General features: G+C 59.9%; 17 protein-coding genes and 1 pseudogene. 10 read left to right on the top strand and 8 right to left on the bottom strand.

Translation table 11 applies throughout. From position 1 onward, the window contains the following. Positions 1 to 74: 74 nt before the first annotated feature. Positions 75 to 2,393, bottom strand: a complete 2,319-nt coding sequence (locus JO965_RS19145; RefSeq protein WP_203440598.1) for a PAS domain-containing sensor histidine kinase — start codon at positions 2,391 to 2,393, stop codon at positions 75 to 77. Between the two features lie 339 nt (positions 2,394 to 2,732). On the opposite strand from JO965_RS19145, the gene JO965_RS19140 reads away from it, so the two are divergent. After that, positions 2,733 to 3,110 carry a response regulator gene (locus JO965_RS19140; RefSeq protein ID WP_203440597.1) on the top strand — a complete coding sequence of 126 codons (378 nt, stop codon included), beginning with the start codon at positions 2,733 to 2,735 and terminating at the stop codon, positions 3,108 to 3,110. Between the two features lie 83 nt (positions 3,111 to 3,193). After that, a complete protein-coding gene (locus tag JO965_RS19135) occupies positions 3,194 to 4,348 on the top strand; it encodes a sensor histidine kinase (RefSeq protein ID WP_203440596.1) in 1,155 nt (384 codons plus the stop codon). A gap of 340 nt (positions 4,349 to 4,688) precedes the next feature. Here JO965_RS19135 and JO965_RS19130 read toward each other — a convergent pair whose 3' ends face one another. The 3 genes and pseudogenes from JO965_RS19130 to JO965_RS49410 form a co-directional block, all read right to left on the bottom strand. Next, entirely contained in the window at positions 4,689 to 4,940 is a 252-nt protein-coding gene (locus JO965_RS19130) for a hypothetical protein (protein WP_203440595.1), read from the bottom strand. 89 nt (positions 4,941 to 5,029) lie between these two features. After that, complete coding sequence (locus JO965_RS19125) at positions 5,030 to 5,434, bottom strand: PRC-barrel domain-containing protein (protein ID WP_203440594.1); 405 nt, start codon at positions 5,432 to 5,434, stop codon at positions 5,030 to 5,032. A gap of 490 nt (positions 5,435 to 5,924) precedes the next feature. After that, positions 5,925 to 6,107 (bottom strand): annotated as a pseudogene (locus JO965_RS49410) (hypothetical protein); the annotation flags it as partial. Between the two features lie 525 nt (positions 6,108 to 6,632). On the opposite strand from JO965_RS49410, the gene JO965_RS19115 reads away from it, so the two are divergent. Together JO965_RS19115 and JO965_RS19110 are read left to right on the top strand one after the other, a co-directional pair. Beyond that, entirely contained in the window at positions 6,633 to 6,917 is a 285-nt protein-coding gene (locus JO965_RS19115) for a hypothetical protein (protein ID WP_203440593.1), read from the top strand. 83 nt (positions 6,918 to 7,000) lie between these two features. Then, positions 7,001 to 7,420 carry a hypothetical protein gene (locus tag JO965_RS19110; protein ID WP_203440592.1) on the top strand — a complete coding sequence of 140 codons (420 nt, stop codon included), beginning with the start codon at positions 7,001 to 7,003 and terminating at the stop codon, positions 7,418 to 7,420. A gap of 162 nt (positions 7,421 to 7,582) precedes the next feature. Here the strand turns inward: JO965_RS19110 and JO965_RS19105 are convergent, their stop codons facing one another. Further along, positions 7,583 to 7,864, bottom strand: coding sequence for a hypothetical protein (locus JO965_RS19105; protein ID WP_203440591.1), 282 nt, complete (start codon positions 7,862 to 7,864; stop codon positions 7,583 to 7,585). Positions 7,865 to 7,978: 114 nt separating this feature from the next. Between JO965_RS19105 and JO965_RS19100 the strand changes: the two genes are divergently transcribed. Both JO965_RS19100 and hfq read left to right on the top strand, forming a co-directional pair. Then, on the top strand, positions 7,979 to 8,257 hold the full coding sequence (locus JO965_RS19100; RefSeq protein WP_203440590.1) for a hypothetical protein: 279 nt from the start codon (positions 7,979 to 7,981) through the stop codon (positions 8,255 to 8,257). A gap of 74 nt (positions 8,258 to 8,331) precedes the next feature. After that, positions 8,332 to 8,574 (top strand): RNA chaperone Hfq, encoded by a 243-nt coding sequence (gene hfq, locus JO965_RS19095; protein WP_203440589.1) that lies wholly within the window; start codon positions 8,332 to 8,334, stop codon positions 8,572 to 8,574. An 894-nt stretch (positions 8,575 to 9,468) separates the two neighbouring features. On the opposite strand, the gene JO965_RS19090 is transcribed toward hfq, so the two are convergent. The 3 genes from JO965_RS19090 to JO965_RS19080 all read right to left on the bottom strand — a co-directional run bounded on the left by JO965_RS19090 (position 9,469) and on the right by JO965_RS19080 (position 11,726). Beyond that, positions 9,469 to 9,690: a hypothetical protein gene (locus JO965_RS19090; protein WP_203440588.1), complete on the bottom strand. Its 222-nt coding sequence runs from the start codon at positions 9,688 to 9,690 to the stop codon at positions 9,469 to 9,471. A gap of 982 nt (positions 9,691 to 10,672) precedes the next feature. Next, the gene (locus tag JO965_RS19085; protein ID WP_203440587.1) at positions 10,673 to 10,984 is read right to left on the bottom strand and encodes an SWIB/MDM2 domain-containing protein; all 312 of its coding nucleotides are present in this window, start codon (positions 10,982 to 10,984) and stop codon (positions 10,673 to 10,675) included. A 34-nt stretch (positions 10,985 to 11,018) separates the two neighbouring features. Next, positions 11,019 to 11,726 (bottom strand): sigma-70 family RNA polymerase sigma factor, encoded by a 708-nt coding sequence (locus JO965_RS19080; protein WP_203440586.1) that lies wholly within the window; start codon positions 11,724 to 11,726, stop codon positions 11,019 to 11,021. A 155-nt stretch (positions 11,727 to 11,881) separates the two neighbouring features. Here JO965_RS19080 and JO965_RS19075 point away from each other — a divergent pair, with 155 nt between their 5' ends. From JO965_RS19075 to JO965_RS19060, 4 genes are all read left to right on the top strand, one after another. Next, a complete protein-coding gene (locus JO965_RS19075) occupies positions 11,882 to 12,340 on the top strand; it encodes a DUF4440 domain-containing protein (protein ID WP_203440585.1) in 459 nt (152 codons plus the stop codon). A 79-nt stretch (positions 12,341 to 12,419) separates the two neighbouring features. Continuing rightward, positions 12,420 to 12,962, top strand: coding sequence for an arsenate reductase ArsC (locus JO965_RS19070; RefSeq protein ID WP_203440584.1), 543 nt, complete (start codon positions 12,420 to 12,422; stop codon positions 12,960 to 12,962). A gap of 415 nt (positions 12,963 to 13,377) precedes the next feature. Beyond that, positions 13,378 to 13,665: a hypothetical protein gene (locus tag JO965_RS19065; RefSeq protein WP_203440583.1), complete on the top strand. Its 288-nt coding sequence runs from the start codon at positions 13,378 to 13,380 to the stop codon at positions 13,663 to 13,665. Between the two features lie 47 nt (positions 13,666 to 13,712). Further along, the gene (locus JO965_RS19060) at positions 13,713 to 13,925 is read left to right on the top strand and encodes a hypothetical protein (protein ID WP_203440582.1); all 213 of its coding nucleotides are present in this window, start codon (positions 13,713 to 13,715) and stop codon (positions 13,923 to 13,925) included. Positions 13,926 to 13,935 lie beyond the last annotated feature (10 nt).

Here is a 13,935-nt window from a genome sequence, read left to right as displayed (position 1 = left end):
TCTGAGCAGGGCAATGGGGAATGTTGGACGCGGTTGCTGTTCACTGGTGTAGGCAGCAACGAGAGTTCACAGGCTTATGGTGCTTGCCGTGTGAGCAGGATCACGTTTGATGTACCAGCGGGGTGATCTACTGACGTGATCTCTCGGATCGCAGTGAGCAGCACATCAGGCGGGTAAGGCTTGATCAGCAGCGTATAGCCTTCCTCAGTCGCCCGGTTGGCCGCAGCGCTGTACCCCGTCGCCAGCAGCACCGGCAGCGCAGGCCACTTCGCTTGAATGCGGTGGGCCAAGTCCAGCCCATCCAGGTCACCGGGCATCACCATGTCGGAGAACACAAGATCAAAGGCCGGTTCGGCGTGGAGCCGCGCCAATGCCTCATCGGCTGTGCTCGCATGGGTAATCGCATGCCCGTGCTCCGTGAGAAGTGCGACGGCAACATCCGCCACTTGAGGGTTGTCCTCGACGAGCAGGATGCGCAGCGGACGGGATTCGATGGCAGGCGTATCGGCATTCTCGTCTGGCTTCTTGACCGGGTCTTTTGCCTTGGGCAGGTACAAGGTCACTGTCGTGCCCCGGCCCACTTCACTGCGAATATCGACCGTGCCGCCCGACTGCTGCGTGAAACCATAAACCTGGGCCAGCCCGAGTCCGGTGCCTTCGCCGACCTCTTTGGTCGTGAAGAAGGGCTCGAACACCTGGGACAGAGCCTCCTCGGGGATGCCGACCCCGGTATCCGTCAGGCTGATCGCCACCGCCTCCCGCATCTGGCCGCTGCGCAGAACGATGTTCTCCGTCTTCACGCGGAAGGTGCCACCCTTCGGCATCGCGTCACGCGCATTCACTGCGAGATTGATCAGCGCGATCTGAAGCTGGGTTGGGTCCACCTCGACCGGCCAGACCCTCTCAGCCAGATCGAACTCCAGCCGGATGTCGCCGCGTAGCGATTGAGTGAGCATGTCGTCCATTCCGGCGATCATGCCCTTCAGGTCCACTGGTTCCGGGACTAGGGTCTGGCGGCGGCTGAAAGCCAGGAGCCTGCCGGTCAACTTGCGGGCCTGTTCGACCGCTTGTAGGGCATTGTCGATCAACCTGGGGCGACGCTCTTCCTTGGCTCGTTTGAGCATGTCGAGGTTGCCCATGACAACGGTCAGCAGATTGTTGAAGTCGTGGGCAATGCCCGAGGCCAGTTGGGCGATAGCCGCCAGCTTCTGGGACTGGTGGGCCTCAATGCGCGCCTTCTCAAGCTCTTCCTGAGCCTGCTTTCGCTCGGTGATGTCACGGGTGACCTTGGCGAATCCGATTAGGTGGCCCTGCTCATTCCGGATGGCATCAATGATGACATGGGCGAAGAACCGGCTGCCATCCTTGCGGACGCGCCAGCCCTCCTTCTCGAACCGGCCTTCTCGGGCAGCGGTCTCCAGAGCGTGCTGTGGCAGACCGGCCTCGCGATCCTCGGGCGTGTAGAAGGTCGAGAAATGCTGGCCGACGATCTCGTGCTCCCGGTAGCCTTTCAGGCGCTGTGCTCCGGAGTTCCAGTTGGTCACATGGCCTTCAGGATCGAGCATGTAAATGGCGTAGTCGGTGACGCCCTGGACCAGCAGCCGGAAGCGCTCCTCACTCCGTCTCAATTCCTCCTGAGCCTCTTTGCGCTCTGTGATGTCACGGGTGACCTTGGCAAAGCCGATCAGGTGGCCGTGGTCGTCCCGGATCGGGTCGATGACGACATGCGCCCACATGCGAGTGCCGTCCTTGCGCACCCGCCAGCCCTCCTGCTCGAACTTTCCCTCGCGGACTGCCGTCTCCAGCGCCCGCCGTGGCAAGTCGGTCTGCCGATCCTCGTCGGTGTAGAAGCGAGAGAAGTGCTGACCGATGATTTCCTCCTCGGTGTAGCCCTTGAACCGCTTTGCGCCGGGATTCCAACTTGCTACGACCCCTTGTGGGTCGAGCATGTAGATGGCGTAGTCGGTGACCCCTTGAACGAGCAGCCGAAACCGTTCCTCGCTCTGACGCAGCGCTTGCTGGGCCACCCGCCGTTCCGTGATGTCGCGGGTGATCTTGGCAAACCCAATCAAGCGGCCTTGCTCATCCCGGATCGGGTCGATCACGACGTTGGCAAAGAATCGGGTGCCGTCCTTGCGGACACGCCAGCCTTCTGCCTCGAAGCGGCCCTCTCGGGCGGCGGTCTCCAGAGCCAAGGCGGGAATGCCTGCGGCCCGGTCTTCCGGAGTGTAGAAGGTCGAGAAATGGCGACCCAGAATTTCGGGGGCAGCGTAGCGCTTAAGGCGCTGGGCTCCGGAGTTCCAACTCCTCACATGCCCCTGCATATTGAGCATGTAGATAGCATAGTCGGTGATGGAATTGACAAGAAGCTGGAAGCGCTTGTCATCGCTCATGGGCTCTTGGTGAGCCTGTGCAACATCCATCCTGAAATTCCCCAACAGCCCTGGCCTGTGCCCTTGCTTCTGACTTCGGCGGCAAGCCAACTTGCCCTAACGCGGCTTGGCCGTAATGGTTCCCGATGTGGTGGTCGGGACCGTCAATAGTCGCTTGGACCATGCTCGATAAAAGCGGGCTGTGCTCCTGGACCTCTGACCAGTGAAGCCGAACCTGGACCCAACGATGTGACCAAGGCGGCGCTGGCGGCCCGGTAAGCTGCTGCCTTAACCCAAGTGATCGTCAAGCTTGCCCATTATTCAGCATAGATTCAAGCTGGGTGGGCAAAGGCTTTTCCGATGACCAAGCAGGCTCACGGCAAACCGCTTATCCTCCTCCTGGAGGACGAGGCCCTCATCGCGCTCGACCTCCAGGACGAGTTGCAGGACGCAGGCTATGGGGTGGCTGGTCCCTTCCCCACCTGCTCCGCCGCTCTCGAATGGCTCCGGACCGAGACACCTGACTCAGCCATTCTGGATGCTGCTCTGAAAGATGGTCCGTGCCGCGAGATCGCCTTGGAGCTAAGTCGCCGTGAGGTGCCGTTCCTGATCTACTCGGGACACCACGAGGACCGCGAGCTTCTTGCAGAGTTTCATCACCTCACCTGGATCGAGAAGCCAGTCCCGTCTGCGGTTCTGGTCCAAGCTTGCCAGCAGATTCTGGTCGGCTGCCCCTAAATTGCTTTGGGATAAGGTCAATTTGGATTGAACCCAGTCCCAAACAGCACGTTCTTACGGATGTCCCCAGTGGTAACTGGCTCGTGTTGAACGATCAACTGTATCCCTCCTGGACAGAAAGTAACCGGCTCGCAGCCCTGCGCAGCTATCGGGTTCTCGACACGCCGCCAGAGCCTACATTCGATGATCTTGTGCAGGTTGCGGCCAGCACCTGTCAGGCTCCTATCGCCCTTATCAGCCTCATTGACGAGGGCAGGCAGTGGTTCAAGGCCGAGGTGGGGCTTGGGGTGCGCGAGACACCGCTCGACCGCTCAATCTGCCTCAGCGCCATGCTTCAATCTGGGCTGACTGTGGTTCCGGACCTGAACGAGGACCCGCGCTTTGCCCGTAACCCGCTGGTGGCAGGGGAGCCTTACCTGCGCTTCTATGCCGGGGCGGTGCTGGAAACGCCCGCTGGGGTGCCCTTGGGAGCGTTATGTGTGCTCGATCATGCGCCCCGTGCTCTGACAGAGGAGCAGGCTTCCACCCTCACTATGCTGGCGCAGCAGGTGATGTCACAATTCGAACTGCGTCGCATCATCGCCGAGCAGAATGAAAGGCTGGCAGCCAATCGTCAGGTCGAGCAGCGGCAAGCTTTGCTGGTTCGCGAGCTTCATCATCGGGTGAAGAACACCCTGGCGACGGTTCAGGCGCTCGTTGGAGCCACGGGCCGCTCCACCGGCAGCTTTGACGAGTTTTATCGGTCGTTCTCGCGCCGCATCGCCGCATTGGCGAAGACCCATGATTTGCTGACCGAAGACTACTGGCAAACAGCCCCGCTTCGCCAGATTGTCCTCAACGAACTCAAGCCATTCGCTGAGAGCCGAGTGCCTCGATTTATGTTGATTGGACCATCACTTGAGTTAGCGGCTGATTTGGCCGTGCCGGTCGGCATGGCACTTCACGAACTGACCACGAATGCCATCCGCTATGGGGCTCTGTCCGTTCCGGCTGGATACGTTCAGATCAAGTGGAACGTGGTTGAGAGTGATGAGGGCAGAAGGCTTCATCTGGAATGGACAGAGTTCGGTGGTCCACCGGTGAGTGAGCCGCAGCACCAAGGCTTCGGCTCGACATTGCTCCAGCGGGTTCTGCCCATGCAGTGCAATGCCCAGGTGGAGGTTCACTACGACAGGGAGGGGTTGCTGTTCCGGATGGACGCGCCGCTGGTCGAGCAACGGCTTGTGCCGGATTATTAAGGGCTTTGTTGGATCGGAAGGTATGGCCGTGTTCAGCCTTTGGCTTTCCTTCGCACCCCTGACGCCGATTTCTTGGATGGACGTGTTTTGGTCGAGGACGGAGAATTCGGTCGGGTCATCTCATTCAACATGGCCTTCTGCTGGTGGTGCATCTCTGCCGTCCAGAAACCACGGGCAGCACCAGTCCAGGTGTTTGCGGCACTGAGCCAGAGGCTGAGCCAAGGGTTCTTTATCATTTTGAACGCAGCCTTCAATCGCTGTGTGAATGTCTGGTATTATCTGAGGGCATATTGGACCTATACATGGCTCAAGGCTTTCGCGAGCAGAAGTCCAGCACCTGCTACTCCGCAAAGCGAACAAACGCCCTAAGACCCTTGATCAGCAACTCACGCTGATCATCCGGGAGATAGCCCTTGCACGTGGCATCGACGAGTGCTGCCAGTTCCTCTCTGCTTGGTCGCCGCTCTCTGATCTCGCTCGCCCACATGATTATGTCAGAGGCGCGGCTGGCACAGGAGGGGCACTCGTCGGCGATCTGGCGGGCCAGTGCAACGATGCTGTCGAGAGGTGAGGCTTCAGGGTCGTCGGGCATCCTGTGCTATTCCCGTCTGACATCCAGCCAAAGGGCGGTGTGGCCCTTTGGCTCGTGTCTGCTGCCTTCCGATAACCGCACTTGCGACTTCAGATCGGCCAGTAGTACGGGGCTCGCCAGTAGTCGTGCAGTTCCCGTTCGCGCTCCCGGTCGGACCAGTCGTAATCATCGCGATCCCGGTAGAAGGTCGGAGCGCCGCGTAGCTGCTCTTCGGTGATGTCCGTGCGGTAGCCGCCCAGGCCAGTGTCGTAGGTCAGCTTGCCCCACGGGATGGTGTGCTCGTCCTCGCCCATCCCGAGGAAGCCGCCGAACGACATCACCGCGTAGGCGACCTTGCCGCTGAGCTTCTCGATCATCAGGCGCTTGATTGAGCCGAGGTGGTCGCCTTGCGGATCATACACAGCCGTTCCCTCGACCCGATCACTCTCGATCAAGGGCTTGCCGGTCATCACTCCCGGTGCGTCGGTGCGAGTTGTCGTATCAGTTTGTGCCATCACTTCCTCCTTTGAAAAGTGTTCGAGTGACCTTGCTGCTTCCTGTGCGCTGGTGCGCACATCACCACCGATGGTGGGTGTCACCCTGCGAAGCATAGTCGCGTCTGGTTCGGGCATAATCCGGCACGCGCCTGCCGGGACCGCGCTGTTTGCCATGGATCATCCAGGCTAGCCCGTAACCAATCGCCCCCGCCACAAAAAGCGAAGACCATGGGTTGTCCGTCATCCACTGGTGCAGCGTCCGACGACTCGCCCGATAGGAGCGCTCAGCCTCGGGATAGCTGTCGCGGGCATGCCGCACATAGCGCTGGCCCAAGCGGTAAGCCTCGCGCGCCGTCCCGGAGGCCGTCTGCGCCATGTCTTGTAGTGCCTCGTTCACCTGATCCAGAAGCTTCTCGGCGGTTGCCTGCTCAGCTTGATCCTGACCCGCACGGCCCTGGCCCCTGGAGGCGGTGGCGATCACCTCCTGCTGGTCGGGGGCGACGGCCTTTTTGGTGACGATCACCGAGATCGGATCGCTGCTCGGGAAGGTCTCCTCGATGGCATGGTCGAGCCTTGCATCGAGGTTCTCTTGCGAGTTCTCAGGCAGGTCGCAATCCGGCGGACACGTCACAGGCTGACTTGGCGTCTCACCAGGGATGGGCTGGCCGGGGGCTGAGGATGCGTGGACCATCGCCGTTCTCCGCCAGGAGACCGGACTTAGAACGGCATCCGGCTCCGCTTCACCAAACCAACTCCGGGGTCGAGAGTGCCGTTCCAGGCCAAGATCAATATGGGGACAGCATAGCTGAAACCCAGATGAGCGTCGGCGGTTGGGGTCGAGAGCCGTATGAATAGTCTGAACTGATCAGGGGCAGCCGAAAAAGGATCATGGCTGCAAAGTCTCGGTCGCAGGATGGCGCTACGACTCCCGCTAGAGCCGAGGGACGGGCACCCCCAAAGCGCCCCTTCAACGGCTCGCCGACAACGCCACAGCTTGCCGCCGAGATCGGACGCTGTCTCCGATCTCGGTACTCAGTACTTCTCAGGGGCCGCTCTCCATCGAGCTTGCGATCCGCGTTCGCTAGCTACAAGAGCGGGAGGGCGCACGTCCGCTAGGGCAGAGGGAGCCGGACGCCAAGCCAACTGAGCCATAGGTCATTTCTCTGTCAAAAGCGCACCCCCTGACGGTTCTTTGAAAGCACGGGAGGAGATCGACATGCCACGAACTGTCTCGACCCGCCGACGGGCCACTCAGGTAGATCGCACCGACTGCTATCCCGACGATCTGCTCCCCGAACTTCAGATGACACTCGCGGCTCTGGCTGATGTGGAAATCCGCTACGAGGCTGTCTGCGAGCGCCAAGAACACGAGTCCCCTGCTGTCAGACAGCGGTTTCTTATGGAGACTGAGGCACGCTTCCAGCGGGAGCGAGAGCCATACATTCAGCGGCTGGAGCAGCTAAAGCATCAAATCAGGTGTTGCATTCTGTCCGGTTTGTAGTGCGCGAGGGAAGACAGGGACGAGCCCAATCCTGGGACGATGAATGGGCTACCAAAAGTTGCTTCGTGAAGAGGAGGTCAGAGATGGCAAAGGCCAAGATCAAACTCCCGAAGACCATCGCGGGCATGAAGGTGCCAAAGCCGCTGCGCAAGTCGGCGGCGGTCACATCCTTCCTCAACGATCCTGTTGGGCGCGCCGTGCTGGCTGATGCCCTGATCGCTGCCGCTGGAGCCGCCGCCGCGACACTGGCGCAGCACCGGCCCAGCGGCGCTCAGGTCGCACAGGCAGGCGAGACGGTCGTCGATAGGGGCGGGCGGGCTGGAACCGCATCGGCAGACACGGTGCGGTCGGCAGTTGGCTCCTTGGGCAGCATCGCCTCCGAGGTGGTGCAGTCAATCCTGCACAGCGGCGATAGGAAAGCTTCGAAGGGAAAGAGGAACAAAAAACACCGCAACCAGAAAAGCCACCAGACTGGAGATCATAGCTTCGTCAGGCACCATTGAGAGAGCCCTGTGGTCGCGTGCTTTCTGTTCAGCCCGCGCCCTTGTAGTCGCGGCTGACGAAAATGATGCGCCCGCTGAACTTAACTGAGATGATCGGCGATCCCCGGAAATCCAAGAGCGGACGCACCGGACCCGTTCTGCTGGACTGGGTATTGCCGATGCTCAGGCTGCTAGAGTCCGCTTGGTGATGTGCGCCCGGTATGCCGCTGCTGACTTCATGGTGATGGTGCCAGCTTCAGTCAGTTTTACAATCTCGGCTTTGGCTCGCCGTGCCGCCTGTGCGGTGTAGGACGGCTTCAACGTCACCTGAACTCGGCTGGTGATGTGTCGCCGATAAGCACTGGCCTGTCGTGGATTGATGGTCTTTTTGGCGACAAGCTGATCCAGTTGCACGTAGGCCCGCTGGGCTTCTGTGGGTGTATAGCTCTGCTTCTTCTCAAACAAAGGAATATCCTTTCGGCGATTAACGGGGCCATAGGGGTACTGGCCTCGGTTATTTTCAAAGGCCCTCCTATCTTACTACCCAGACGGTTGCCGCGCCTAGAATGGGAGAAATCCATGGCTATGAAGTATGTCATGCTCAAACTCGATGGTGGCGAGTTACTCCCGCTGCTCTTCCCCGAGTTCATGCAGCACGCCCACATGGCCCAGTCTGTTCCAGTCACCGTGGTGAGTGCCGGTCGCGTCTATCTGGAAAACGGAAAGATCACTGCCGGTGGCGCGTCAAGCTCGCTGAATGTTTCTTCACGAGAAGAGGACAGCGGAGTTATCCAGGCGTATTTTGTGGGCAGAATGTCATCCAGCAGGAGCTTTAATCCTCTGCCAGTGGAGCCGTGATGGGTCTTGCCAGCCCGGTGCTTTTACCAGCGGCAGTCTGCTCTAGCGCAGCGATCTTCCAACAGGAACAGGAAATGGCCGCACCAAGCACCTCAACTCTCCAGGACATCTTTCTGAAGCATCTCCGCGACCACAGGATCGAGGTGACGATGTTTCTTGTGAACGGGATCAGGCTCCAGGGCCAGATCAGATCGTTTGACAGCTTCACCGTCCAGCTTGTGCGAGGCAATGGCACACAGATCGTCTACAAGCATGCCATCTCGACTATTCATTCTGTGGAGCCTGTCGAACTGATGGACCAAAATCTCTCTGGGTAGCCTAGCCCTTCCCAGACCCTTTTGACGATGCGGCTCAGGTCCCATAAGGCAACTTCCGACCGCGCAGAGGACGCTTTCTGCCTTCTGTCTAATAGGTACAATAAGCGCGCTATATCCATCCGACAGGAACTCCTATGAAAAAGGTGCGCAAGCTCTACGAAAGCTCAAGCGGTGACCGCTGGTACTTGATTGCAGACCCTTCAGGTGCTGTGTTCATCCGTCACGAGGCCAATGTGGCTTCTGGAGGCAGGTGGAACATGAGGAGATCGCGGCTTTCCTGGGACGCGGCGCAGGTCCGGAACAGCAGGAACTGCTGCGCCTGATCAGAACCCTGGTCGAGGAGGACTCCGCCCACGTGTGACCCTTCGATGAGAGCGGGATTGAGTTGGTGATCGTGAGAACTGCTTGGCGAGGCCGATCAGTTTGGACAGCACGACGAAGGGAAGCCCAGCCAGACGGCGTGCTCTCATTCAGTTCTCGTCCTCTTCTGGCAAGGACTCGATACTCCCAATGCTCCAGGCGCGTTGACCAGCCTGTCTTTCCAGAGCTTCGACCTGCCGAAGAAGCTGTGTCGCGAGTGTTGCTTCGCGCCGGAAGCCCTCATCGCCAGGGTCGCCTCCCAAGCGCGTGTGCATGTCACGTACTCTCGCTTCGAGGGCGCGCCTGAGAACGCCCAGTTGCTCTTTGCTCAGGTCAAGCACCATGGGTGTCTGGCCTCGCGCTCCCGCTGGCGATCAGTTTCATCCCTAGACGAAGAGCATGACCGCCCACCAGCACAAGCCAATCCCGACCACGACGGCTATCCAATTGAGCATACGAGCGAAAAGTCCACTCACTGGAGCCATCTCACGATCACTTGGCTTCGGCGGCGGGTCTACGGGCATGGCATACCCCCTAGTGACGTGAGACCTTCACAGGGTGATCTGGCTCTGCTGGCACCTTCTTGATCTGCGTCTCGCCAACGACGCATTCGGTAGCACTCGACAGCGCCCTGATCCGGTATTGAGACCCGTGCGATGTTTCAGGCAGCGCCTGAACAATCACGTATGTATCGGGATTGGCTCGCCTGGGATGGGCCGGGAGAACCGTCTGACCAACCTGGAACTTGTGCGCCATGAGACACCTCGCCTCGAAACCTCACCGGTACTCGCGCTCGGACTGAACCTGTGATGACAACTGAGGATGATCGGAGCCCTCCATCAAGGCTTGGAGTCGCACAGATGCTCGATGATGACCAGCACTCAGTTGGCGGCCACGTTCCCACTATTCCTAACCTATGTAAACAGTTTTGCAGAAACTGGACCTCCTGCTGCGGGTTGTTTCTCACAACGGGATGAACGGATTTCGCGGGCTTGGGGCAGCCGGAAGATCGCGATGGCTGCGGATACACCGGACGATGGCGAGCCTGATGCTGCGAAGGCTGACAGTTCTTTAGGATCGCATAACCTATACAGAGGCTCGTTGACGCCAGCCGCGCTTACTGCCGAGATTGGACGTTGCCTCCGGTCTCAGAACCCGGTCGCCTTAAACGAGCCCCTTCCGGAAGAACTTGCCTTCCTCATCCAGCGACTGCGGGAGCAGGAGGACGGGGCAAGCTGATTGGAACCCGCTCTGTTGATGCTGTACGGCATCGCGCTATTGCCGATCTCTGAAAGGGACGGTTGTGCCATGCAGGCATACTCGCTGCTCGCAGTCGCGAAGCTCCCGCTCCATCGTCAGGTCGCGAGAATGATGCTCGGGTGGCCCCTGTTCCGACGCAAACCTCTGTCAGGATCACTCTGTTCTGAACGAATATGTTTGGTGTGCAGATGATCGAACTCTGCCACCATCCGGGGTTGCTTCAGCAGGCACAGGTCCTTGAGCATTGGGCCGAATGTCGGGAGCGGGCTGTTGCGAGGCTTGACCTTAAGATCAAGCTACTGGAAGATCAGCATCAATCGGATGAGGCCACCCGCCTGCGGTCTGCGGCCCGTTACCTGCGCAACGCTGCGCTCCGCGAGCGAGTTCACGCCGCTGAACTGAGGCGAGTGGCTCAGCGATAACCCACCACTCAGATCGCTATCCCCAGAAGCTTGCATAGCTTGCCCTTTACCGCATTTCACTTGAGGTGCTGGGCGAGGTGCTTGTTCATCTCGAACATGCTGGCTTTGTTCTTACCTCCGAACACCGCCTGAAGCTTCTCGTCCGCCATGATCTCACGCTTGTTCTGCGGGTTCTGAAGCTTGTGTTTCTTGATGTAGTCCCAGACCTTGCTCACCACCTCCGGGCGCGGCAACGGAGCCGCGCCGACAATGGCAGCGAGTTCCGGCGAGGGCTGGAGCGGCTTCAGGAAAGCGGAAGTCGGCTCTCGGGCCGCACTCTCCGCTGCCTTCGCGTCTTTCGCTGGTTTCTTAGGTTTCGAAGTCGGCATTTGGTCCTCCCTCGGGGTGGAACCAAGAACGGGTTTAAATGGCAGCCGCAACCTTCGGATGTTGGAGTGCGGCTTGCATTAGCCGATCCGGGCCAAGATCATGCCGGTTCTCCATCTGCAATATCGCTACAAGTTGGGTGCGTGCGCGGTTCACGCGGCTCTTGATCGTGCCCTCCGCGACACCGCAGAGAGCCGCCGCATTCTCGTAGGTCTCGCCTTGCTCCGCCACCAGGAGGAGAGCCTCGCGCTGCTCGGGCGGCAGACGCGCCAGCGCGTGTTGTAAGTCTTGCAGCATCAAGTGATGCTCCTGCTCGGGATAAACCATCAGGCGTCTGGCATAACCGCTGTCTGGGTCTTCAACCTCCCGTCTGTGCTTGCGGTGCTCCGAGTAGAAGCTGTTGCGCAGGATCGTGAACAGCCATGCCTCAAGATTCGTGCCCTGCTGGAAGCGATCCAGGTTCGCCCATGCCCGCAGGAGGGTGCTCTGCACAAGATCATCACTCCGGACCGGATCGTGGGTGAGATGCAGCGCAAACGCTCGTAGATGCGGCAGAAAGGCCGTAAGCTGGTGGCGCACGGACTGCGAGCGACGGCCCGCACGAACCTCCTCAACCAGGGCGAGGTGCTGCGCATGAGTGAGGGGATGAGTGTGACGCAGCCGCGCCCGCTTGCGCCGTGCCGACCGGCTGCGATCTGTCTCTTTGAGAATGGGATGGCGGTGTTGGCGAGCGGCTGTGATCATGGCCTTGCTCCACCTTGGCTACAGCGTCAACATACACCTGCGGTTACCCGTCAGCCAGCCCATTCGGCGGCGAACCTGAAGTCTGCTGACGGCTTGACCCCCTGCTGACGCAGGCGCACCCTCCTATCTCCAAGCCTCAGCCCCTGGAGGCTGTCATGGCTGAACAAGATGACGACGTTACCCTGATCCGCCGCTGGTTTCAGAAGCTCCAACTCTGTATTCAAACGGTGGATTTCGCGGGCTCCCGCCCGCTCTTCGCCGCAGACATGATCACCTTCGGCTCGTTCACAGCGTTCACGATGGGGCGCGAGGCAACCGAACAAGAGCAGTGGCGTCATGTCTGGGGGCATATCGACCAGTTCCGCTGGCGTCTTGATGATCTACGTACCATTATCTCGGGCGACCGCCTCACGGCAGTCGGCATGGCGGTGTTCGAGTCCACCGGCTACACCGAAGGCGGCAAGGCATTTGATCGGCCTGGGCGCGCGACGGTTGTGCTCGGGCGGCAGGCCGTGGGCGACGAATGGGTGGCCCAGCACACGCACGTGTCACTGTTCCCTGGCACCCCCGCACGCTCCTTCGGCACCAAGCGGGAGCAACCGCCTGCTTTGTAGAACCAGCACCTCAGCCGCAGAGACTTGGCGCTTCCGAGCACGGGGCTGAGGTGCAATGTCTCGCACAGGGAGGTCATCCATGACCGAGCGAACCTACAATGTCTTGTTCCTCTGCACCGGCAACTCGGCCCGGTCGATTCTGGCGGAAGGCATTCTGCGCAAGGATGGCGCGGGCCGCTTCGTAGCCTATTCGGCAGGCAGCCAGCCCAAGGGCAGCGTGAACCCGCTGGCGCTGAAGGTGCTGGGCGACCACGGCTATCCGATAGACGGGTATCGCTCGAAAAGCTGGGACGAGTTCGCGGCTCCGGGAGCCCCTGTGATGGATTTTGTGCTCACCGTCTGCGACAGCGCGGCTGGCGAAGCCTGCCCGGTCTGGCCCGGACATCCCGCAATCGCGCATTGGGGCATCGACGATCCAGCCGCTGTCGAAGGTTCTGACGCCGACAAGGAGCAAGCCTTCCTTCGCGCCTTCGAGTTCCTGAAGAGCCGGATTGGCACGTTCATTCGCTTGCCGAGAGCAACTCTTGATCAGTTCGGGATTGGCACCCGGCTTCAGGCCATTGGTCATGTGGAAGCGGCAAGCACGGTTCCAGCAGGTGGGGCCGACCCGCATCAAACGTAAGGGATGAGCGGCGGTCGGGACACTCAGGTCTAAAGACAAAAGGGGAGTGGCTGGATCAATCTCTGAGCTTCTGAATTCAAGCCCGGATGGGTTCAGGCGTGAATGGCGAGCGTTCTACCAGCAACATCTTGGCGACTACTCCAACCGACAGCAACTCATCGAGAACATGCTTCATCGGTTCCGATGCTGCTGCGTGTCGAGCATCCTCCATCGTGCGGAACTCCAGCATCGTGAACGGACGATTACGATAGAGTTGACTCTGAGGCTCAGGCATTCGTTTTGGCCGCTTTGCAGACGAGCCATCGGTCAAAGCCTGAAAAATTGATCAATCTCGATCTCCCATCCGATATTCGAGTTACCCCTAACCCGAATGCTGCTATCCTCTCCTTCTTCGTGAGAAGAGGGAGGGTGTTCCATGCCGCATACCTCTGTCGCGCGACAGGCTTCTGCTCTGTCGATGCAAGGCCCATGGTATCCAGCCGACCTGCTGCCCCAACTTCAGAGCACCCTGGCGGCACTGGCGGATATTGAACTTCGCTACCACAGTGACCAGGAGCAGCTTCAGGCGTGGGCAGGCCCCGAAGCCATCAGAACGCGGTTTGCTGCCCAGCTTGAGGAGCGTTACCAGCGCGAGCGTAATCCCCATGTTCAGAAGCTCACCGAGCTACAGCATCTGATGGACCAGATAGTGGTCCGTTCTTAGCTCCGTGACCTTCCGACGCTTACTTGAGAGAAATCAAGGAGGAGCACATGCGCGATGTTCTATCCGCCTCACTCTTAGGGACTGCCCTGCTTGCGTTCTCATCCTCAGTGCTCCTGGCTCAGACGACCGCCCCAGCGACACCCCCTGGCGATGCGGCAGCGCCTGGGGGCGGGCTCGCCACTTGGTGGTGGGTTCTTCTGCTGGTCATCGTGATCGCTGCTGCGGTTTGGTATTTCACCCGCAGGCGGACGACCCTCTAGGGAGGGCGAA

The sequence above is a fragment of the Microvirga sp. VF16 genome, from assembly GCF_016864375.1.
GTDB lineage: Bacteria > Pseudomonadota > Alphaproteobacteria > Rhizobiales > Beijerinckiaceae > Microvirga.
Note: the sequence above shows the minus strand (reverse complement) of the source record. Positions and strands in the feature narration are given on the sequence as shown.

Excerpts from the sequence above, each read along its gene's own strand:
- hfq (WP_203440589.1), top strand. The coding sequence starts at position 8,332 with ATGGCCGCACCAAGCACCTCAACTCTCCAGGACATCTTTCTGAAGCAT.
- JO965_RS19125 (WP_203440594.1), bottom strand. The coding sequence starts at position 5,434 with ATGGCACAAACTGATACGACAACTCGCACCGACGCACCGGGAGTGATG.
- JO965_RS19140 (WP_203440597.1), top strand. The coding sequence starts at position 2,733 with ATGACCAAGCAGGCTCACGGCAAACCGCTTATCCTCCTCCTGGAGGAC.
- JO965_RS19085 (WP_203440587.1), bottom strand. The coding sequence starts at position 10,984 with ATGCCGACTTCGAAACCTAAGAAACCAGCGAAAGACGCGAAGGCAGCG.
- JO965_RS19080 (WP_203440586.1), bottom strand. The coding sequence starts at position 11,726 with ATGATCACAGCCGCTCGCCAACACCGCCATCCCATTCTCAAAGAGACA.
- JO965_RS19110 (WP_203440592.1), top strand. The coding sequence starts at position 7,001 with ATGGCAAAGGCCAAGATCAAACTCCCGAAGACCATCGCGGGCATGAAG.
- JO965_RS19070 (WP_203440584.1), top strand. The coding sequence starts at position 12,420 with ATGACCGAGCGAACCTACAATGTCTTGTTCCTCTGCACCGGCAACTCG.
- JO965_RS19090 (WP_203440588.1), bottom strand. The coding sequence starts at position 9,690 with ATGGCGCACAAGTTCCAGGTTGGTCAGACGGTTCTCCCGGCCCATCCC.
- JO965_RS19115 (WP_203440593.1), top strand. The coding sequence starts at position 6,633 with ATGCCACGAACTGTCTCGACCCGCCGACGGGCCACTCAGGTAGATCGC.
- JO965_RS19130 (WP_203440595.1), bottom strand. The coding sequence starts at position 4,940 with ATGCCCGACGACCCTGAAGCCTCACCTCTCGACAGCATCGTTGCACTG.
- JO965_RS19060 (WP_203440582.1), top strand. The coding sequence starts at position 13,713 with ATGCGCGATGTTCTATCCGCCTCACTCTTAGGGACTGCCCTGCTTGCG.
- JO965_RS19075 (WP_203440585.1), top strand. The coding sequence starts at position 11,882 with ATGGCTGAACAAGATGACGACGTTACCCTGATCCGCCGCTGGTTTCAG.
- JO965_RS19100 (WP_203440590.1), top strand. The coding sequence starts at position 7,979 with ATGGCTATGAAGTATGTCATGCTCAAACTCGATGGTGGCGAGTTACTC.
- JO965_RS19145 (WP_203440598.1), bottom strand. The coding sequence starts at position 2,393 with ATGAGCGATGACAAGCGCTTCCAGCTTCTTGTCAATTCCATCACCGAC.
- JO965_RS19065 (WP_203440583.1), top strand. The coding sequence starts at position 13,378 with ATGCCGCATACCTCTGTCGCGCGACAGGCTTCTGCTCTGTCGATGCAA.